This window comes from Sporolactobacillus mangiferae, assembly GCF_023336505.1.
GTDB classification, from domain to species: Bacteria; Bacillota; Bacilli; order Bacillales; family Sporolactobacillaceae; genus Sporolactobacillus; species Sporolactobacillus mangiferae.
The window spans coordinates 1-21,424 of record NZ_JAMAST010000013.1 but is presented as its reverse complement, the minus strand read 5'-3'; the positions used below and the strand labels follow the sequence as shown (position 1 = coordinate 21,424).

Genomic DNA, 21,424 nt, shown 5'->3' with positions numbered 1-21,424 from the left:
CCGGCTCATCCAGCTTCGAGACATCGAAAAAAAGTTCTGGATGCGTACAAAATGTATGTCCGGCTTCCCTTCATCTTTACGTCATTATAGAATATAAATGAAAAAGATTGCTCCAATCTTCATAAATGAGACACTCGGTTTCGTAAAGTGTTACAACGAACAAGGAGGCTTGATTGTGATAACAGCTGTTTACGCCCATCGTGGCAGTAAATGCAATTGCCCTGAAAACACACTTCCCGCTTTCGAAGAAGCGATGCGTGTCGGAAGCGACGGAATCGAACTGGACGTTCACTTAACAAAAGATCAGCAGGTTGTTGTGATGCACGATGAGAAAATAGATCGGACGACAAACGGCAAAGGGCAGATCAGAAACTATACAATGGATGAACTGCGGCAATTCGACGCCGGCATCTGGTTTTCGGCGAAATTCAAACACACGCGAATACCGACGTTAATTGAAGTGCTTGACCTTCTTGCCGATTACCCCGGCACTCTGAATATCGAGTTCAAAACCGACCGCAATGTATACCCGGGCATTGAAGCATGCGTCGCAGAACTCGTTGAGCGTTATCGACCGCACGCCCCGGTTGTCTATTCATCGTTTAACCATGAATCACTTATTCGATTGAAAAAAATCCGTTCGAATGCAGACATTGCTCTTCTCTTATGGGAACGCCTTGCCGATCCATGGCGCTATACACAGCAGACTGGCGCGACCGCCCAGCATCTCTGGCAGCCATCCGCCCTTTCTGAGACTGCTGCGCAGCTTCAGCAGCATGGGATTAAAGTACGCGCCTGGACTGTCAACCATCCCAAAAATATGGAACACGCCTTCAGGATGGGCCTGGACGCCATTATTACCGATTATCCTGAAGCGGCTCTTGATCTGCGGAGAAGCATTCAGAAAGCTGCAAATAGCAGACACTTTTGATCTTATGCCGAGAATGTCAATTGGACCCGCTCTATTCTTCCGGTATAATAAGATGGACGTTTGAACACCAGCAGTTAGCGACACAAGATCAGAAACCGAGGGATAATACATGAACGGAAAGCAAGCGGCAGGACAGAAAGCGATTGAAGAAATCAGAGAAGGCCAGATTATCGGTCTCGGTACAGGATCAACCGTCTATTATTTTCTTGAGGCCCTGGCAACAAAAGTGGCAGACGGATTTAACGTTATCGGCGTTGCCACTTCGCAAAAAACGATTAAACTGGCAAACGAATGGAAAATACCGATGCGTACGCTGAGCGAAGTCGAGAAAATTGATATAACCATTGACGGGGCCGATGAAGTGGACCCACAATTAAACGGAATCAAAGGCGGCGGCGGTGCACTGCTGTATGAAAAGCTTGTCGCCAAGTCATCTTCCCGCTGTATCTGGATTGTTGACAGCGCAAAGACGAAGAAACAGCTCGGTGCATTCCCCCTTCCAGTTGAAGTGATTCCTTTTGGATGGAAGTATGTACGCAATTATCTATCCGAGAAAGGCTACGCGCCCACACTTCGCCTTGACACAGATGGACATCCATATGTCACAGATGCCAGTCATTACATCCTTGATCTTCATCTGAATACCATCGTTAATCCGGAAGCGCTGGCAAATGAGCTGGATCACCTGACCGGCGTAGTTGAACACGGACTTTTCCTTGGTCTTACAGAAAAGGTGATTGTCGGCTATCCGGATGGCCATACAGAGACATTAAACCAATAATCGTCTTGCCTGTCAGCTCTGCTCCAGTCGGGCAGAGTTTTTTTTACGTTCAGAACGCACCGGCAAAACGTTCAATGAAATTGATGATGGGCTTCTTTACCACAGAGCAACTCGTTCAGCAGCCAATTGGAATAATGAGTCATGTTTCAATTTTGCAACCATCTTCATCATTATATTAGAAAACTTGGCTTTGCCAAGCCTTTGACACGGGCGAAACCGCCGTTGCACTTATACTATAATCCGCTGAATTTTAAATTTTCTTATAGTATAAAAAATTTTTCTATATCCATTGATAGCACTCGATCATGTAATTATAATGGTTACAGGTGGTGAGAGAACAATGATTAACACACGTGTCGCTGTCGCCATCCACATTTTAGCTTTAATTGCATCGAAGCCGCATGAGGATCTGACGTCTGAATACATCGCCTCCAGCGTGAATACAAATCCAGTTGTCATCCGCAGGCTGCTCGGTATGCTGAAAAAGGCCGGATTGATTCAGACAACAGCCGGTAAGGCAGGTGCATGGCTGACCCGTGGTCCGACAGCAATTACTTTGCTGGATATATTCCATGCTGTTGAACCGAATGAAAGCCTGTTCGCGATTCATGATAATCCGAACACGCACTGTCCGGTCGGCAAGGGTATCCAGCGTGTCCTTGATGAAGCGTTCGGTGCCGCGCAAACAGCGTTAGAGGAGCGGCTTTCCGCAGAAACATTGCAGGACATTCTTCATCGTCTTTTTGTTGAAGATTAATTTTTTAATTTCGATGTAACTAAATGAGTTACATCAAAAGGAGATGTGTTTCATGAAAATCGCCGTTATTGGTGCCGCCGGCAAAGCAGGCTCCCGCATTACTGAGGAGGCGCAGAATCGCGGTCATCAGGTGACTGCCATTGTCCGTCATCCTGAAAATCTGAAGGATCCCAGTATTCCTTACATTAAAAAAGATCTTTTCGATCTGACGCGTGATGATTTGACTGCTTTTGATGTGGTGGTCAATGCGTTTGCCACTCCACCTGATAAAGGAGAGCTGTACATCAAAGCAGAAAGGCAGCTCAGTCATCTGCTTGAAAATGCGCCCGGGACACGTCTGATTATCGTCGGCGGGGCAGGCAGTTTATTTGTAGACGATGAAAAGAAAATCCGCCTGATTGACACACCTGATTTTCCTGAAGCATTCAAATCGGTGGCTGTTCCGATGACTGCGAGTCTTGAAGAACTGCAGGCTTCTGAGAATCTGAATTGGACATTTCTGAGTCCGTCGGCCATTTTCGCACTCGGTCAAAGGACCGGGCATTACAAGACAGGCAAAGATAATCTTCTCGTCAACAGCGACGGAAAGAGTTATGTTAGTTATGAAGACTATGCAGCAGCACTTGTTGATGAAATTGAACAGCCAAAACATGTGAATGGACGGTTTACCGTTGTTTCAGAGGAAAATTAATTGGGTACCCAGGGCATTGTTAAATTTTGTTGCTATTTTCCCGGCTCAATTTTCTGCATTCAGCAGAAAGTGCGTGCCCCTTCGTGGTAAAGCGCAACAGGATTTTTAACACAGCCTTTTAAAAAATAGAACAATCACTAAAGGAGAGATGAGTATTATGGCAGAATGGACAATCGATACGGCACACACGGAGACAGCATTTTCTGTAAAACACATGGGGCTGTCGAACGTAAAAGGAAGTTTCCAGACAACTTCAGGAACAGTCACAACCGATGACAGCGGGAAGATTGCTGCAGTGAACGTAACCATTGATGTTGCAAGCATCAACACACGTATTAAGGATCGTGACAACCATTTAAAAAGCGCTGATTTCTTTGATGCAGAGAAATTTCCGGAAATTAAATTTGCTTCAACGAAAGTAACCGCAACCGACGAAGACACTTATCAGGTTGAAGGAACCTTGACCATCAAAGAAACGAGCAAAACGATCAGCTTTGAAGCAGAAGTCGGCACGCCGATTGACGATCCATATGGCTTAAAACGCAATGCCGCCAGCCTGTCCTTCGCAATTGACCGCCGTGACTACGGACTCGTCTGGAGCCAGTCACTGGCAAACGGAAATCTTGTCGTTGGCAACAAGATCAAAATTAACGCCGATGTTGAATTTACTTTAAATGCGTAAACAGCTGGTGGAAGCAATCCGATAAATTCCGATTTTCACATTGGGCATAGAAATAACGGAAGAACATGGATCTTCCTGTATACTTAATCCAATTCACTTGATACACAAAGGGTCGCCTTCACGGGCGGCTCTTTGTGTATGCTGTACTTTTCCAAAACCAGGCACCAGCACCAAACCAACTGCAATCGCTCAAAAATCTCTATTTTCTTTCTTAATTGCCTGGGTGCAGCGGTCAATCCATTGTTTCACAAATTGTTCATGCGGGAGAATACGGTCTTTCAGATCATCAATAAAAACAACCTTTTCTTTCCGGCACCAGTCCAGGCACGTTTGATAGAGGGCCATATCGAGATCATCCATATCCCAGTACACGGGAATAACCGATATCCTGGCTTCACTGTACAAAAGGGCGCGGGTATGTCCATCAGTCAGAAATACCTCGCCTCCGTTCCTTTTAATTGGCAGCGGTACATTAAAACGCACATTCAGCGGATTAAAAGATTCTTTTAACCGTTCCAGTTTTTCCTGATCTATATAAAGCTGACTTGGACGAATTTGATATAAATCCATTAAAAAGGATTGCATTGGACCAATCTTCTTTCATTTCGCAATTTTTAGCGCTTTCTTTCTGATAAAGACGGAATAGATAACAAGCGCGCTGCTGTCACAGAACAAAATCATTAAAGCCATTGGGAAGTACGTATGACTGCCCCCTAGTCCGACAAGCGGTGACAAGAGCGCACCAATTGTATTCATGCCGAAGCCCAGAATTGCCGAAGCACTTCCGGCCACCTTCGCCTGGCTTTGCATCGCCAGTGAAAAGGCTGTTGAATTGACGAGACCAACCATTGAAACAACAAGAAAAAGCGGGATCATAACCGCAACCAGACGCGGCGGTTCGAGCAGGAGGCTCGCAAAGAGTGCAATACTGCCAATTGCTGCAATTATAATTCCAGTTCGCATGATTTTTCGTGCATCAACACGTCCAGCAAGAAACCCGGCAAGCTGAGACATTAGCACAATGCCAAAACCGTTCATTGCGAAAATCCAGCTGAAACCTTGAGGCGATACAGAAAACATGTCCTGCAGCACGAATGATGAACCTGCAAGTAGCAAAACATTGCCCCCATCACCAGGCCAAGGACAAGCGCATAGCCAACAAAACGGCTGTCTCGGAAAATATCCCCCATCGCCGACACAGTCGTTCCAAGTCCGCCTGAAATACGTTTTTCAGCAGGAAGTGTTTCAGGAATATAGAATAATGCACTTAAAAACAACAAAAATCCAATCACACACAGGACGATAAAAACGCCATGCCAGGACGTAAACTGAAGCACAAAACCGCCCATAATCGGTGCCAGAATGGGAAATATCCCATTGACAGCCATCAGCATTGCGAAAAATCGGGTCAGCTTCGATCCCGAATACAGATCCCGGGCAATTGCCCGTGAAATCACCATACCTGCAGCTCCCGCCATACCTTGGATCAATCGCAGAATGACAAGTAATCCAATTGATGTCGTGATCGAGCAAAGTAACGAAGTCAGTGTAAACAGAATTAATCCGGAAAGTAGAGGGATCTTTCGCCCGAACTTATCACTGAGCGGTCCGAGAATTAACTGTCCCGCTGCAAGTCCGATCAAACATGCTGTGATGCTTAATTGTGCCATGGATGTTGTCGTCTGCAAGTCTCGAGTCAGGGACGGCAGGGACGGAAGATACATATCCATTGAAAGCGGACCGAATGCGCCAAGTGCTCCCAGTACAAGCACAAAACGGACATATCCGCCTTTATTTTTGTACGCCACCGCTGAATCGATTTGTACTGCTTTCACGTTAATCCTCCTTTCTTACTTTTAAAACTCGCGGGAAGGTCCAAAATTTATCATAACAAAAAAACAGTGCACAACTAAAATAAATGATCTACCAATGTCTGTAAATCCTGTTCAATTAACTTTTTTCGTGTTCGGCTGAACTTATACGACAATCCGCTGACTTTTAAACTTTCAAGAGTAAAGTAAAAAAATACGGATACCTCTTCTGGTATCCGTCGCTTCAAGACCAGCGATCTTTAAGCAAATTAGGGGGGTTACTGATCCAGGTATGAGCAGCACTTATACTACTCATCCCATGGGTAACTGATATATGAAACAGCTGATCAGAGCGAATCGTTCTGATGCAGACATGCTTCCGCGAGTTTCAGTTGCATCTCAATCTGATGAGGTGCTGTTCCGCCTTCGCTTTCACGCGCGCGCATGACATTTTCAGGCAGCAACGCATCAAAAATATCCTTTTCAAACAGCGGGCTGAATTGTTTGTATTCAGCAAGATCAAGATCAAGCAGATATTTTTTATTTTCAATGGCATACAGAACCATTTTTCCCGTAATGGCATGTGCCTCGCGGAAAGGGAGTCCTTTCTTTGCCAGATAATCCGCAATATCGGTTGCATTCGAATAATCTTTTTCAACCGCATGACGCATTCGGTCCTTCTTGACCGTCATCGTCTCAAGAATCGGCGCGAGCAGCTTCAATGCGCCCTCCAACGTCTTTATCGTATCGAAAATACCTTCCTTGTCTTCCTGCATATCCTTATTGTAGGCAAGTGGCAGCCCCTTCAGAACAGTCAGTAATCCGATCAGGTGGCCAAACACGCGTCCTGTTTTTCCACGAAGCAGTTCGGAAACATCCGGATTCTTCTTTTGCGGCATGATACTTGATCCTGTACAGAATGCGTCATCCAGTTCGATAAACTGAAACTCCTGACTGCTCCAGAGTACCATCTCTTCTGAAAGCCGAGACAGATGGACCATGATCAAAGAGCAGTCCGCGAGTGCTTCAACCACGAAATCGCGATCACTGACGGCATCCATACTGTTCGGATAAACACCGTCAAAATCAAGCAGTTCAGCAACACGGCGGCGGTTAATCGGAAATGTGGTGCCAGCCAAAGCCCCGGCGCCGAGCGGGAGAATGTTTATCCGCTTGACGCTGTCGCGCAGACGCCCTTTGTCACGCTCAAACATCCAGAAATAGGCGAGCATGTGATGAGCGAAGGAAACCGGCTGCGCACGCTGTAAATGGGTGTATCCGGGAAGAATCGTCTCGATGTTCGCTTTCGCCTGCTCAAGCAGCGCATATTGCACGTCTTCAAGCAAATCAATCAGTACCGACGTCTTCTTTCGCACATACAGATGCATGTCGGTTGCCACCTGGTCGTTGCGGCTGCGGCCGGTATGAAGCTTTCCGCCGACCGGTCCGATTTCGTCGATCAGCATTTTCTCGATATTCATATGGATGTCTTCCATATCTGTCGAAAACTGTGCTTCACCGTTCTCTACTTTTTTCAAAATAGACCGCAGTCCATGTTGAATTTTTTTTGCCTCTTCCTCTGTCACAATTCCGCATTCGCCGAGCATCTGGACATGAGCCAGGCTGCCTTCTATATCTTCTTTTGCCAGTTCCTGATCGTATGAAATCGACGCGGTATACGCGTCAACCAGCTTATTGGTTGACTTCGTAAACCGGCCGCCCCACAGTTTTGCCATGGTCAACCTCCATTTCCCCATGCTTATGAACCTCGGCATTCACTTTCGTTGGAAGTCCCCATAGCTTAATGAAGCCAACGGCCGCATTGTGGTCAAATGCATCGCCCTGTGTATAGGTCGCTAGCTTTTCATTGTAAAGGCTGTTGTCCGATTTACGGCCGACTACCGTATGGCTCCCCTTGAAGAGCTTCACTCGAACCGTTCCGGAAACGACTTGCTGCGTTTGTTCAACGAAAGCCATCAATGCTTCTCTGATCGGTGAATACCAGAGACCATCATAGATCACCTGGGAAATTTCTTTATCGATGAGCGGCTTAAATTTAGATACTTCCTTTGTCAGCGTGATTGTCTCCAGTCCTTTGTGTGCATTGATGAGGATTAAAGCGGCCGGGTTTTCATACACTTCACGTGACTTAATGCCGACAAGGCGATTTTCAATATGGTCAATGCGCCCGACCCCATGGAGACCACCGAGCGCATTCAATTCTCTGATGATTTCAATAAAGGGTTTCTTTTCGCCGTTCAGACCGCAAGCAACACCTTTTTCAAACTCAATCTCAATATACTCCGGAGCATCCGGTGTCTTCTCAATCGGATTTGTCCAGGCGAACGCTTCTTCCGGCGCCTCATTCCATGGATTTTCCAGAACGCCCGCCTCGCATGCGCGCCCCCAGACATTAGCATCAATGGAAAACGGATTGTCGAGATCGACCGGAATCGGAATCCCGTTCTTTTCCGCATATTTGATTTCTTCGTCACGAGTCATGCCCCATTCACGAACCGGAGCAACCACCTTAAGCGAAGGATCAAGGGCCTGAATAGCCAGTTCAAAACGCACCTGATCATTTCCTTTGCCCGTACAGCCGTGTGCGACAGCTGTCGCCCCTTCTTTATGCGCGACATCAACAAGCAGTTTGCCGATCAATGGACGGGAAAGTCCGGAAGAAAGCGGATAAACACCTTCATAAAGCGCATTAGCCTTCAGTGCCGGAGCCAGATAATTCTCCGCCAGCAATTCCTTTGCATCGACAACATATGATTTAATGGCGCCCACGTCAAGTGCTTTCTGTTTTACTTTTGCCAGATCTTTGCCTTCTTCACCGACATCGATACTGAGCGCGATCACATCATAATTATATTTGTCCTGGAGATATTTGATGCAGACCGAGGTATCAAGACCTCCAGAGTATGCCAAAACGATTTTTTCTTTTGCCATTGATAAACCCTCCTGAAATTATTTATGCATTCTTTTCCATGAGACATTTCAATATCGCCTTATGGGCATGCAGGCGATTCTCCGCTTCGTCAAACACAACCGAATGTACACCGTCGATGACGCTTTCAGTCACTTCTTCTCCGCGATGGGCGGGCAGACAGTGCATGAAAATATGATCCGGTTTTGCCAGTGCGGTCAGGGCATCATCTACCTGAAAGCCCTGAAAATCGTGCAGACGCTGTTCTTTTTCATCTTCATCACCCATACTCAGCCACGTATCTGTGATCACGACGTCACAGTCTTCCACCGCTTCCTGTGGTGAATGAGTCAGCGCTACGGCACAGTTATTTTCTGCTCCTCTTGCCTTAGCTGCATTAAAAACGGCCTGGTCCGGTTCGTAGCCTTTCGGGCTGGCTACCGTCATGTTCATACCGACCGCTGCCGCACCCTCCAGCAGCGAATGAGCCATATTATTGTATCCGTCACCGACAAAGCATGCTTTCAGGCCTGCAAGACTGCCTTTATGTTCGAAGATGGTCAGCAGATCAGCCAGTACCTGAGTCGGGTGGTGTGTATTGGTTAAGCCATTAATTACCGGAACATCGGCATTGGCCGCCAGTTCTTCGACTACTTCATGGCCAAACGTGCGGATCATGATCCCATCAACAAAACGTGAGAGGACTTTAGCGGTATCCGCAATGGTCTCACCACGTCCAATTTGAATATCTTTACTGCTTAAGTACAATGCCGATCCGCCAAGCTGATACATGCCGACTTCAAAGGCGACACGTGTGCGCGTTGACGCTTTTTCAAAAATCATAGCCAGGGTCTGCCCCTCTAAGAAATGATGCGTAATTCCCTGCTTTTGCATCGACTTCAAGGCAACTGCCGTATGCAGAAATGATTTCAATTCCTCTTCCGTAAATTCAGCAATGGTCAGAAAATTCCGTCCTTGCAAAGTAGATGCCGTTTTGTTTGTCATACTGCTCACTTCCCCTTATTCGTCATATAACTTAAATTTCGGTACTCTTCAACCGTCAGCACACCCGATGTTTTATCATCGCTCACCATTGATAATGCGGCTTTCAGTGAATCCGCGCAAGTATAGATGGGGATTTGATAACGGAGAGCGAGCTCCCTAATTTTGAATCCGAACGAGCCTCTGTTGCGTCCCGCGGTCGGTATATTGAACAGGGCGGCTATTTTGCCGCTTGCCATCTGCATGGACACTGCCGCCTCATCAGCTGCAACCTTTACCACCGGCATGCCTTTTTCCATAAGGTAATCTGCTGTCCCCGACGTTGCTAAAATGATAAAACCGTGATTGTTCAGTTGTTTCATTAAATTCAGGCTCTCGTCCCGTTGATTTTTTGCAATGGAACAGAAAACCGTTCTTTTTCCAGGCATTCCTGCAAGGGGGGTTGCTTTATTTAAGTAAACGCCCTTCATAAAGGCTCCGGCTGGCGTGCTGTCCATGCCAAGTTGCTCGCCCGTCGATTTCATTTCCGGTCCAAGCACCGGATCGACCCCCTTCAGTTTTGTGAACGAGAATACCGGTGCCTTTACCGCATAGAATCCTGGACGTGGGCAGTAGCCGTCGGCGAGTCCCTGTTCGGCCAGACACTTTCCAAGCTGAACACCGACAGCTTTTTCAACCATTGGCACGCCGGTCATTTTACTGGCGATCGGAACGGTACGCGAGGCACGCGGATTCACTTCGAGTACAAACACATTACCCGATGCAATCACAAACTGAATATTGATTAAACCTTTCACATCCAGTGCACGGCAAATTTTGCGCGTATCCGTTTCAATTTCATTTTGCAACGTCTGGTTAAGACTGAAGGATGGGAAAACAGCAATGCTGTCGCCCGAGTGCACGCCGGCACGTTCAATATGCTGGAAAATGCCTGGAATGACTGTCCGCTCCCCATCGCTGATCGCGTCGACCTCGCACTCAATCCCGGGCAGATAACGATCAACGAGAAGCGGGAATGCGTGCGCACCCAAATACCGGTCACTGTTCATGTACGCATCAAGTTCTTCAGGCCGATGGAACAGGAACATGGACTGACCACCGATCACATAGGACGGACGCACAAGAATCGGATAACCAAGCTCATCGCCTGCGGCGCGCAGCTCTTCCAGATGGTGCACCGTTTTTCCCTGAATATGCGGGATACCAAGCGACTGCAGCAGTTTATAAAAGAGCTCCCGATCCTCCGCGCGATCAATACTTTCCGTCGAGGTTCCGAGTACTTTGATGCCTGCTTCTTCCAGTGCTTTCGCCACATTAATCGCTGTCTGGCCGCCGAACTGAACAAGCGCCCCCTGAACGTTTTCTTTCTCAGCAACATGCAGAATATCCTCAATTGCAAGCGGTTCAAAATAGAGCCGGTCGGCAATCGAATAATCAGTGCTGACGGTTTCCGGATTGTTGTTGATCACAATTGCTTCATAGCCAAGTTTCTTAATTGCTAATGTTGCCTGTACCGAACAATAGTCGAATTCAATCCCCTGACCAATGCGGATCGGTCCGGAGCCGACAATCAATATTTTCGGACGATCACTGGCCGAATCCTCATCAGCGCCGAACCAGGTTGAGTAATAATAAGGTGTCTGTGCTTCAAATTCTCCGGCACATGTATCAACAAGATGGTAGGAAGGTGCAAGCCCCGCGGTACGGATGCGCACCTGAATCTCGTTCACAGAAACATTCAGAAGCTGTGCCAGACGTTGATCGCCAATATTCATCCATTTTGCCCGTTCAAGCTGTGCATCAGTCAGCGCTTTAAATCCCGTTTGCATCAATTCGTTTTCAAGGGAAACAATCCCATAGATCGCAGTCAGAAACCAGCGATCAATTTCTGTCATCCTGTGAACATCCGCAACCGTGCAGCCTCTCCGGAACAATTCGCTGATTGCAAAAAGACGCAGATCCGTCGCCTTCTCCAAATGCATTTCAAGCGTTTCCTTCGATTCGCTTGTTAAATCCTTGCTTTCAAGTCCCGAAAAACCCGTTTCCATCGAACGAATTCCCTTGTTCAGGGCACCCTCAAAGGTTCGGTCAATGGCCATCACCTCACCCGTCGCTTTCATCTGCGTACCGAGACTGCGGTCGGCTTCGGTAAATTTATCGAATGGAAAACGCGGGATTTTTACAACAATATAATCAATTGCCGGCTCGAACGAAGCATAGGTCGTCCCGGTAATCGGATTCAGAATCTCATCAAGATGGAAACCGATCGCACATTTTGCCGCAACACGCGCAATCGGATAACCGGTTGCTTTCGACGCCAGCGCTGATGAACGGCTTACGCGCGGATTAACTTCAATAATGGCATATTCATCGGAATTCGGGTTAAGCGCGAACTGGATATTACAGCCACCGACAATTTTAAGGGCGCGAATGATTTTCAGCGATGCATTGCGCAGCATCTGGTACTGCACATCAGACAATGTCTGCGAAGGAGCCACTACAATGCTGTCTCCGGTATGAACGCCGACCGGATCCACATTCTCCATGTTGCATACAATAATGCACGTATCATTGGCATCACGCATTACTTCATATTCGATTTCTTTCCAGCCTTTGATACTTTTCTCGATTAAGACTTCATGGATCGGACTGAGTTTCAACCCCCTGCGGAGAACCAGATCCAATTCCTGTTCGTTGCAGGCGAATCCGCCCCCGGAGCCGCCAAGCGTATAGGCTGGACGGATAATCAACGGATATCCGGCCTTCTCAGCAAAAGCCAGGCCGTCATTATAGGAACGGATGATTTCAGACTCTGGAATCGGTTCATGAATGGCAAGCATTAAATCTTTGAACATCTCGCGATCCTCGCCATGCCGAATCGAATCGACTGAAGTACCAAGCAGCTCTACACCATATTTGTCCAGAATACCCTGTTCGTGCAGAGCAACCGCAAGATTCAGCCCGGTCTGTCCGCCGAGTGTTCCGATCAGGCCATCCGGACGTTCTCTGGCCAGAATTTTTTCAATGGTTTCGATGGTCAGCGGTTCAATGTAGGTTCGATCAGCAATCTGATCATCGGTCATAATCGTGGCCGGGTTGTTGTTGACCAGAATGACTTCAATACCTTCTTCTTTTAAGGCGAGACAGGCCTGCGTGCCTGCATAATCGAATTCCGCTGCCTGACCGATCACAATCGGCCCTGAACCGATGACCAGCACTTTTTTAATTTCAGTACGTAACGGCATGAGTGACTTCACCCTTGTTTTGTTTAATCATATGAATGAATCTTGAGAAGATCGGATGAGTATCGTCGGGACCCGGATGTGCTTCCGGATGAAATTGTACCGTTTCAATAGGAAGCCGCTTATGTCTCAGTCCCTCTACCGATCCATCGTTCACATTAAAATAACTGATTGAAAACTGTTCCGGATTGATGCTGCCCTTCTCGACAACATAGCTGTGATTCTGTGCAGTGATCCACACCTTCCCGGTTGCGGTTTCTTTAACCGGGTGATTGGCACCGCGATGACCAAACAGTAATTTATCGGTCTTCGCTCCAAACGCGAGCGCAATCAGCTGATGACCAAGGCAAATGCCCAAAGTCGGGTAACTTGAAGCAATGCGCTTAATTTCTGCGAACAGTGGCTTCAGATGAATGGGGTCCCCAGGTCCGTTGCTCAGCATCACGCCATCGGGTTTGAGTGCCGCAACTGCCGAAGCGTCGGTGTTATAGGGTACCACAGTTACTTTGCATCCTTCGTTAAGCAGCGCATTCAGCATTGACTTTTTAAATCCGTAATCGATCAGTACCACATGCGGACCTGATCCTTCGTACGTTGCCATTTTCTTTATTGAGACCTGGTCTACCACATTTTGTGGAAGCGGCTGGTGCCAATTGACAGCTGAAAAGTCAGGTGAATCAGTGATGGCAGCCTTCATTGTGCCGCACTTCCGAACCGCTCTGACCACTGCGCGGGTATCAATATTCGTAAGTCCTGGAATACCGGATTGCTTCAGCCACTGATCCACCGTCCTGATCGATTGATAATGGCTCGGCAAGGCACACAGATTGCTGAAAAGAACGCCCTGCATCCGAATGCCGGGATGTTCATTATCACTGGCATTCACTCCGTAGTTGCCGAGTAAAGGATAGCAGAAAGTCATGATCTGCCCCGTATAAGACGGATCTGTCAGGATCTCCTGATAACCGGTCATACTCGTATTGAAAACGACTTCACCCATTACCGACGCACTAGCGCCGACACGAAAGCCGGTAAAAAGCTGGCCCGATTCCAGAAGCAAGTAGCCTTTTTTCATCATCTGCAGCCTCCTGATTAAAGATCTTTGAGTACAGAGTCAAACGCCTTAATGAATATGTTAATTTCCGCTTCATCAGTGACCAGCGGCGGCAGAATACGCAGCACGTGCTTGCCGGCAGTCAGTATGAGTACATGATGTTTTTCTCTCAGTTGATTCACAATATCAATTGCCGGCGCCGTAGTCTCGACACCGATCAGAAGACCGAGTCCGCGGATTGCAGTGATGTGACTCGGATATTTTTCTTTGAGTGTGTCTAACTCCGTGTTCAGATAGGCCGCATTTTTCATGCAGGTCTCTGTAACATTGAGTTCCTTGAAAGCCTTGATTGTCGCAACACCGGCCGCGGTCGAAAACGGATTGCCTCCGAATGTCGAACCATGCGTTCCCGGTGTAAACAGCTTTGAAATTTCCTTCTTAGCAAGGAATGCTCCGATCGGAATCCCTGAGCCAAGTGCCTTGGCAACAGTCAGGATATCCGGTTCAATGCCATACTGTTCATAGGCGAACAGGGTACCGCTGCGCCCCATGCCCGTCTGGACTTCATCGACAATTAACGGAATACCTTTATCCCTGCAGACTGCTGCAAGTTTCTGAACCCACGCCTTGTCTGCCGGAATCACGCCGCCTTCTCCCTGAACCATTTCCAGCATCACCGCAATACATTCGCTGTCTGCTTCTACATCGCCAAGAGACGTTTCATCATTAAAAGGAAGATATTTGAATCCCGGAACAAGCGGCCCAAATCCTTTTTGAATCTTCTCCTGGGCAGTGGCCGTCATGGTCGCAAGAGTCCGACCGTGGAAAGAATGATGGAACGTAACAATATGCCCTTCCGGTTTGTTGAGCACCAAAGTAGCATAGCGGCGAGCCAGCTTAATCGCCCCTTCGTTCGCCTCCGCACCGCTGTTACAGAAGAAAACCTGATCACAGCACGTGAGTTCAGTCAGCATGCCGGCCAGCTCTTCCTGCGGTGCAATGTGATACAAATTAGAGCAATGCCAAAGTGTATCCAGCTGACGCTTCAATGCCGCTTCCACAAGATCCGGTACATGGCCCAGAGCAAGCACAGCAATTCCGGCCGTAAAATCCAGATATTTTATGCCTGCGCTGTCCCAAACAAAGCTGCCTTTTCCCTTCTCAATCGTTATTGGAAACCGTCCATAAGCGGACATGACCGGTGCGATTTTTTCCTCTGATTTTGTATTAAGCATGGAGTGCTTCCTCCTCAAGAAAAATTTTGGTACCAACTTCTTCGCCATTTGCATAGTCAATGAGACATTCCGGCATCATACCGTTCACAATGACGACCTCTTCAACGTTCTGTTTCAGACTTTCTACGGCAGCCTTTGCCTTTGGAATCATGCCACCACTGATTTTCTTAAGTTCAATCAATCGTTCAATTTCGAGATCGGAAACCTGTTTCAGCCGAACCATCTCTCCATCTTTTTCAACCAATATTCCGGGTACATCACTGATAAAACAGAGTTTTCCATTCAGCGCCGATGCAATGGCAGCGGCCGCCTGGTCGGCATTGATGTTGTAATGCTGTCCCTGATCGTCCATCGAAATCGGAGAAATGACGGGAATGTAGCCTTGCCCGCACAGGCTGGTAATGATTGTTGTGTTCACCGAAATAATTTCGCCGACATAGCCAAGTTCGGACAATCCCAGCGGTTTGGCCTTAAATAAACCTCCGTCCACACCACTCATACCGAACGCCTTGCCTCCAGATGCACTGATTCTGGATACAATTTGTTTGTTCATCATTCCACTGAGGACCATTTCCGCCACATCAAGTACTTCCTGCGTCGTTACGCGAAGCCCTTTGTGAAAAACCGTCGGGATTTCCAGCTTGCTCAGCATTTGAGAAATCGCCGGCCCGCCGCCGTGCACAATCACCGGCAGCCAATGACTCTCCGCCCGAATTTTCCGTATACTGTTAAAAAAAGCGGGTGTCAATTTATCAAAAACGCTTCCGCCGCATTTAATGACAAGATAATGGTTCATTGTTGACCTCCTGACTCATGGTTTCATGAACGATAGGATGCATTGATTTTTACGTAGTTGTAAGTCAGATCGCAGCCCCACGCAACCGCCTTGCCGCCGCCTTCGCCCAGTTGCGCACGAATCACAACCGTATCGCCGCTTAAATATTCCGATGCTTCCTCCTCATCAAAGTGAACGGGAACGCCGTTCTTGAACAATGCGATGTTCCCAAGCGCCAGAGACACCTTTTTCGGATCGAACTGTTCACCGCTGTAGCCCATTGCGCAGACCACTCTTCCCCAGTTCGCGTCACCGCCAAAGATCGCTGTTTTCACAAGGCTCGAACCCACAATCGTTTTACTGATTACATTGGCCGATTCATCATCTCTGGCACCGCTCACCTGAACTTCGATCAGCTTGGTTGCGCCTTCGCCGTCTCCGGCGATGAATTTAGCCAGACCGCGGCAGACGTATTCCAGTCCTTGCAGAAAAATCGACCATTCCGGATGCTGCTCGTTCAGTAGTTGATTTGCCGCTCTGCCATTGGCAAGAAGAAGAACCATATCATTCGTACTGGTGTCACCGTCAACCGTGATTCGATTGAAAGTCCGATTGACGACACTTTTTAAAGCGGCCTTCAACGCTTCGGGAGCAACGGATGCGTCTGTTGTCACAAATCCGAGCATCGTTGCCATATTAGGATGAATCATCCCCGATCCCTTGCACGCACCGCCAATCATGACCTGTCTGCCGTCAACCTCCAGTTGAACTGCCAGATGTTTCGGCTTCGTATCTGTGGTCAAAATCGCTTCTTCAAACGGCGATGCCGGATCATTCAGTTTAATAGATGCGATGCCGGGCTTCATTTTGTCCATTGGGAGCTGCATGCCGATCACGCCTGTCGATGCGACGCCAACCAGATGTTCGGCAATGTTCAGATGCTCTGCCATCCATTTCCTTGTCGTTCGCGCATTGTCAATTCCCTGCTGCCCCGTGCATGAATTTGCACTGACTGTATTTACAAGAACAGCCTGCAGCTGATCTCCCATTTCCATGCTTTCCCTGGTCACCTGCAGGGGAGCCGCCTGAAACACATTCGTGGTATAAACACCCGCCGCCGTTGCCGGTACTTCCGAATAAATCCAGCCCATATCTGGACGGCCTGCTCGAAGTCCGATATTCTGACCGCCGGTTTTAAATCCCCTGGGCGTGCCGACACTGCCCTTCTCTATATACGTAATATTTGTTTTTTCATAAATCTCTGCCATCTATCTCACCCTCTTAAGGATAGATCGGGGTAAACACAAGTCCTGTCTGTTCATCCCATCCCTTGATCAAATTCAGATTCTGAATCGCTTGACCGGCAGCGCCTTTGACAACATTGTCAATGACGGAAACAATAGTCAGACGCCTTGTCCTCCCATCCACGTTCAGCCCGATATCACAGAAGTTGGAGCCGAGCACTTCTTTCGTCGCCGGCCACGTGCCCATCGGCCTGATACGTACAAAAGGTGATCGGGCATAAAACGTTTCATAGTGTGCAAGCAATTCGCGCGTTGAAAATCCCTGCCTCAGCTGTGCATATATCGTGCACATTAACCCGCGTGTCATCGGAATTAAGTGAGCGGTGAAGGTAACAGCGGTCAGTTCACCGCTGATCGCAGCGATAGTCTGTTCAATCTCCGGTGTATGCTGATGTGTTCCTAATTTATATGCCCGGACGCTCTCATTGATTTCGCTGAACAGGTTGCCGATGATCGCCTTTTTCCCCGAACCGGATACACCGGATTTTCCGTCAATGATGATTGACTGCAGATCAATGATGCCGCTCTTCAATACCGGAGCAAGGCCGAGCAGCGCGGCTGTCGGATAGCAGCCCGGATTTGCAATGAAAGAAGCATTCTCGATCTGTTTCTTATTAATTTCGGCAAGTCCGTAAACTGCATCGTGAAGCAGCGTTTCGTCCGCAGGTTCCTTTTGATACCACTCGGCGTAATCATTCGGATTTTTCAGGCGGAAGTCACCGGAAAGATCAATGCAGATCAATCCACGTTTCAGGCATTCCAGGAGCAGATTCCTGCTTACGCCGGCGGGAGTAGCAAAAAATACAACATCGGTCCTCGCCGCTAGCTCATCCGCGTCAAAGGTTTCCAACGTCTGACTGATGGCACCGCCAAGATGCGGATAAATGCTTTGAATTTCTGTACCCGCAGCTGAATGGGCAATAAGCATTTCTAACTGCACTTGCGGATGATTCAGCAACAGACGTACCAGTTCTGCCCCGCTGTATCCGTTTGCCCCTACTACACCTGCCTTCACTTGAACACCCTCCAATATAACCATAATTTTATCAATGCACTTCATTAACGCTTCAGAGTATTAAACTACACATTTAGTACGAAACTAAGCAATCGAGATCAAGCCTGATAAAGACGGGACTTTTAGGTGCAAAATTAAAAACGCCCGCCTCTTTTCCATATTGAAAAGAGACGAGCGTTGATCACTGTGCCCGCGGTACCACTCTGGTTATTCTCACAAAGAAACCGAGATTTCATTTCTCGCGTTCAAAGAGAGAATCAGCTTGTAATCTCTGTAACGGGAGTTCCCGGATGACCCTACCTGAATCTTCAAGCCATCGCTTCCGAAGTGCGGTTCGCAGTTTTGACTGTACCGGCTCCCATCAACCCGGCTTGCTGAGACAATACTCCACTGTTACTCTCTTCTTCATTAGCTGTCATTTAATAATTTTCGGTTATTTCTAACTTGTGTGATATTCATTATACCTTGATCTATTAATAAGTCAACCCCCTTTTCACATTAATTCACACCGAGCTGATCGAAACTTTTTATCCGCTCATGATTTCTTTGACGCCACAGTGTAATGGGGCACCTTGTCAGGAACGCATTTACAGACATATTTATTAAAGTCTATTCCGTTCAAAAAGTATTATGATGTTCTTTGTTTAGAAAGACTAGACCGTGCTAAATCCAGTCCTTTTCTGTTGATCCTGTACCTGATGGACGCTCCGGCTGCCCGCTTGCCGCGGGTGCACCGCAAGTGCCTTCTCGGACAAGCTGGAATCTGCGAGGTCCCGCTGCCACCTGGGTCAACAGGAACGCTCCGCAGACGTCTCATCTTTCGTACCTGGCATACACCTTTATGTTTAGTTAAAACTTTATAATTTCTTTACCTTTGTAAAAAAATTATGTTTTTTCACCACAGATTGACTTCGCCTGTGAAAAACATGGCTGCAGTAAAATGGTAACGTGTTTGTACTGAAAGTATATTGCCATGGATCAAATGTTCCGCAATAGAGCTCAGGTAGCAAAAGATGAATATGCTATAATGAAAAGGCTTGTTTAACAACGAACATATTCCTGATTTAAGGCTGGTGGAACTTTTGATTCAATTATTGATTGCGATCATCCTCGGAGCCGTTGAAGGGCTCACTGAATTTGCTCCGGTTTCTTCAACCGGACACCTAATCCTTGCCGCTGATCTGCTGCATTTTACAGGCGACACAGCTAAAACTTTTGAGGTTGTTATTCAGCTGGGATCAATTATGGCTGTTGTTGTCCTGTATTGGAAGCGGCTGTGGAGTCTTTTCGGATTATACCGAAATGAACCAAAAAACGGGCCGGAACATTTGAACTTGCTGCACATCATTGTCGCCGGGCTACCGGCAATCATTCTCGGCGTCCTTTTACGGGATTTTATTAAAAGCGTTCTTTTCTCACCACAGAGTGTGCTCATTGCATTGGTCGTCGGAGGCATTCTGATGATTATTGCCGAAAAAATTACTGCAGGCCGTAACTACGCCGCAACTAAAGAATTATCCTACAAGCAGGCATTTATCATCGGGCTTTTCCAGTGCCTGTCCCTCTGGTCCGGCTTTTCACGCTCTGGATCAACGATCGCCGGTGGTCTGATTGCCGGAGTGGAAAGAAAAACGGCCGCAGAATTCTCATTTATTCTTGCCGTTCCGATCATGATCGGCGCAAGCGGCTACGACTTTTACAAAAGTCTTGATTTTCTGACCCTCAGCGATATCCCGCTTTTCGTAATCGGATTTATCACTGCATTTATTGTTGCCATGCTTGCAATCATCTTCTTTCTGAAATTGCTTCGCCGCTTCACGCTTGTCCCATTTGCCGTTTACCGATTTATTCTTGCAGCGGTTTTTGCATTGTTTATTCTTTTCTAAGTGCTGATTAACCACGGGGCATCGATTTTTGGGTTTGCGTCATCGTTGCGGTTGCTCGTTTGCTGCGGGCGCGCCTCCACTTCGATGCTCTGATATGATCTAGTCTTGCTGGTTTGATGCAGGGCAAAGATTTTTTACTTTCCTGACCTTGTAAAAAAGAGTGTCTCAAAGTAATTCTGACTTTGAGGCACTCTTTTTCGTTCATGAAACACAACTGGAAAAGCGAAGTTAACGTCGCAACGCCTTCTACAATCGCTGAACGCTGTCTGGTCAAACGGTTAATTTTTGTACTCCGGAACATCGAACGTCAACGTGTACTGTGTAATCATACCATACAGCCGGTCAATCATCGGTGTCTGCTTTACTGCCCAGCCGACATCGGTTGCATATTGATGTGCGGCATTCCCTTCAACCAGTGCCTCCGGATTCCATCGCATTTTGTACAATGTGTCCTGCCGATAGGTCGCATTATAAACATAATATTTTGCAATCCATGCTGCTCCACCTTCAATTGCTTTTGCAGGCGTCGTCCATCCCTGATTATAAGCATACTTTGCTCCGCTGGAGACCGCACTGCCGTCATAGGCACCGATACCGAACATGTTATAAACGGTTTTTCCATTGTATTTAACGCCGTTAGCCAGTGTGGATGTTCCGTTTCCTGTCTCAAGCAGCGCATGAGAGACCAGATAAACTTCATTCACCTGATATTTTTTAGCTGCATTAATAAAAGCCTGTCCCTGGCCCGAAAGTATTCCTCTGCCCTTCAGCATTGTGTTTATATCTCCGAGAGAGACATTAGCAAGCGAGGAAAGCTGTAAAAATTGATAGTATTCAACGCTCCCCTTACTAAAATTTTTGGGATTAAGATACTGTGCAATTGATGAACTGCTGTTCACCTTCTGTTCTTTTGCCAATGCCTGTCCAAATGAAATGGCATACTTAGTCGTTGTATATGCCGTATTCCCATCCTTAATGGTCGTTGTTGTCTCATCCTTCACATAATCACCATATACATATCCGTCTTTACCGTTATAACTGATTTTCACCCAGCCGTCCGGTGCATCAGCAAGAATTTCAACGAGTGTGCCCGCCTGAAGCACAGCATAACTTTTATAATTCGTTCCAGGGCCCTGTCGAAAATGAACACCTGTTGTAATTAAACCATTATTCTTCGAAGTTCCGGAATCCGAATGATCCGAATCATCCCCTTGCTTCTTCACATAATCGCCTGAGACATAAGCCGTTCCGCCGTTGTATTTGATCTTCAGCCAGCTTCCGCTCGTACCGACCACTTCCACACTGCTTCCCTTTTTCAGCGTTGTCAGC

At 47.4% G+C, this 21,424-nt stretch carries 17 protein-coding genes, 1 pseudogene and 1 other annotated feature; of the genes and pseudogenes, 6 read left to right on the top strand and 12 right to left on the bottom strand.

Annotated features, from left to right (window positions below; translation table 11 throughout):
• The first annotated feature begins 175 nt into the window (after positions 1-175).
• From M3N64_RS10275 to M3N64_RS10255, 5 genes are all read left to right on the top strand, one after another.
• Positions 176-931 (top strand): glycerophosphodiester phosphodiesterase, encoded by a 756-nt coding sequence (locus tag M3N64_RS10275; protein WP_249101955.1) that lies wholly within the window; start codon positions 176-178, stop codon positions 929-931.
• A gap of 109 nt (positions 932-1,040) precedes the next feature.
• The gene (rpiA, locus tag M3N64_RS10270) at positions 1,041-1,712 is read left to right on the top strand and encodes a ribose-5-phosphate isomerase RpiA (protein WP_249101953.1); all 672 of its coding nucleotides are present in this window, start codon (positions 1,041-1,043) and stop codon (positions 1,710-1,712) included.
• 340 nt (positions 1,713-2,052) lie between these two features.
• Positions 2,053-2,469, top strand: a complete 417-nt coding sequence (locus M3N64_RS10265; protein WP_249101951.1) for an Rrf2 family transcriptional regulator — start codon at positions 2,053-2,055, stop codon at positions 2,467-2,469.
• 52 nt (positions 2,470-2,521) lie between these two features.
• The gene (locus tag M3N64_RS10260) at positions 2,522-3,160 is read left to right on the top strand and encodes an NAD(P)-dependent oxidoreductase (protein ID WP_249101949.1); all 639 of its coding nucleotides are present in this window, start codon (positions 2,522-2,524) and stop codon (positions 3,158-3,160) included.
• A 157-nt stretch (positions 3,161-3,317) separates the two neighbouring features.
• Complete coding sequence (locus tag M3N64_RS10255; protein WP_249101947.1) at positions 3,318-3,842, top strand: YceI family protein; 525 nt, start codon at positions 3,318-3,320, stop codon at positions 3,840-3,842.
• Between the two features lie 189 nt (positions 3,843-4,031).
• Here the strand turns inward: M3N64_RS10255 and M3N64_RS10250 are convergent, their stop codons facing one another.
• The 11 genes and pseudogenes from M3N64_RS10250 to argC form a co-directional block, all read right to left on the bottom strand.
• Entirely contained in the window at positions 4,032-4,427 is a 396-nt protein-coding gene (locus tag M3N64_RS10250) for a hypothetical protein (protein ID WP_249101944.1), read from the bottom strand.
• A gap of 15 nt (positions 4,428-4,442) precedes the next feature.
• Positions 4,443-5,683 (bottom strand): annotated as a pseudogene (locus M3N64_RS14265) (multidrug effflux MFS transporter).
• A gap of 317 nt (positions 5,684-6,000) precedes the next feature.
• A complete protein-coding gene (argH, locus tag M3N64_RS10235) occupies positions 6,001-7,389 on the bottom strand; it encodes an argininosuccinate lyase (RefSeq protein WP_249101936.1) in 1,389 nt (462 codons plus the stop codon).
• The gene (locus M3N64_RS10230; protein WP_249101934.1) at positions 7,346-8,605 is read right to left on the bottom strand and encodes an argininosuccinate synthase; all 1,260 of its coding nucleotides are present in this window, start codon (positions 8,603-8,605) and stop codon (positions 7,346-7,348) included. Before M3N64_RS10230 ends, argH begins: the two co-directional genes overlap by 44 nt.
• A gap of 22 nt (positions 8,606-8,627) precedes the next feature.
• Positions 8,628-9,587, bottom strand: coding sequence for an ornithine carbamoyltransferase (argF, locus tag M3N64_RS10225; RefSeq protein ID WP_249101932.1), 960 nt, complete (start codon positions 9,585-9,587; stop codon positions 8,628-8,630).
• A 5-nt stretch (positions 9,588-9,592) separates the two neighbouring features.
• The gene (gene carB / locus M3N64_RS10220) at positions 9,593-12,829 is read right to left on the bottom strand and encodes a carbamoyl-phosphate synthase (glutamine-hydrolyzing) large subunit (RefSeq protein WP_249101930.1); all 3,237 of its coding nucleotides are present in this window, start codon (positions 12,827-12,829) and stop codon (positions 9,593-9,595) included.
• Positions 12,813-13,901 (bottom strand): carbamoyl phosphate synthase small subunit, encoded by a 1,089-nt coding sequence (locus M3N64_RS10215; protein ID WP_249101928.1) that lies wholly within the window; start codon positions 13,899-13,901, stop codon positions 12,813-12,815. The genes carB and M3N64_RS10215 overlap by 17 nt, the downstream gene beginning before the upstream one ends.
• Before the next feature lie 17 nt (positions 13,902-13,918).
• Complete coding sequence (locus M3N64_RS10210) at positions 13,919-15,115, bottom strand: aspartate aminotransferase family protein (protein WP_249101926.1); 1,197 nt, start codon at positions 15,113-15,115, stop codon at positions 13,919-13,921.
• On the bottom strand, positions 15,108-15,911 hold the full coding sequence (gene argB, locus M3N64_RS10205) for an acetylglutamate kinase (RefSeq protein WP_249101922.1): 804 nt from the start codon (positions 15,909-15,911) through the stop codon (positions 15,108-15,110). The genes M3N64_RS10210 and argB overlap by 8 nt, the downstream gene beginning before the upstream one ends.
• Before the next feature lie 23 nt (positions 15,912-15,934).
• On the bottom strand, positions 15,935-17,158 hold the full coding sequence (gene argJ, locus M3N64_RS10200) for a bifunctional ornithine acetyltransferase/N-acetylglutamate synthase (RefSeq protein WP_283163406.1): 1,224 nt from the start codon (positions 17,156-17,158) through the stop codon (positions 15,935-15,937).
• Between the two features lie 13 nt (positions 17,159-17,171).
• Positions 17,172-18,209, bottom strand: a complete 1,038-nt coding sequence (gene argC, locus M3N64_RS10195; RefSeq protein ID WP_249101920.1) for an N-acetyl-gamma-glutamyl-phosphate reductase — start codon at positions 18,207-18,209, stop codon at positions 17,172-17,174.
• A gap of 163 nt (positions 18,210-18,372) precedes the next feature.
• Positions 18,373-18,627 (bottom strand) — a binding site (T-box leader).
• Positions 18,628-19,291: 664 nt separating this feature from the next.
• Between argC and bacA the strand changes: the two genes are divergently transcribed.
• Positions 19,292-20,095 carry an undecaprenyl-diphosphate phosphatase gene (gene bacA, locus M3N64_RS10190; RefSeq protein WP_249101918.1) on the top strand — a complete coding sequence of 268 codons (804 nt, stop codon included), beginning with the start codon at positions 19,292-19,294 and terminating at the stop codon, positions 20,093-20,095.
• Between the two features lie 278 nt (positions 20,096-20,373).
• Here the strand turns inward: bacA and M3N64_RS10185 are convergent.
• On the bottom strand, positions 20,374-21,424 hold a 1,051-nt coding region (locus tag M3N64_RS10185), incomplete at its 5' end, for an N-acetylglucosaminidase (RefSeq protein WP_249101916.1).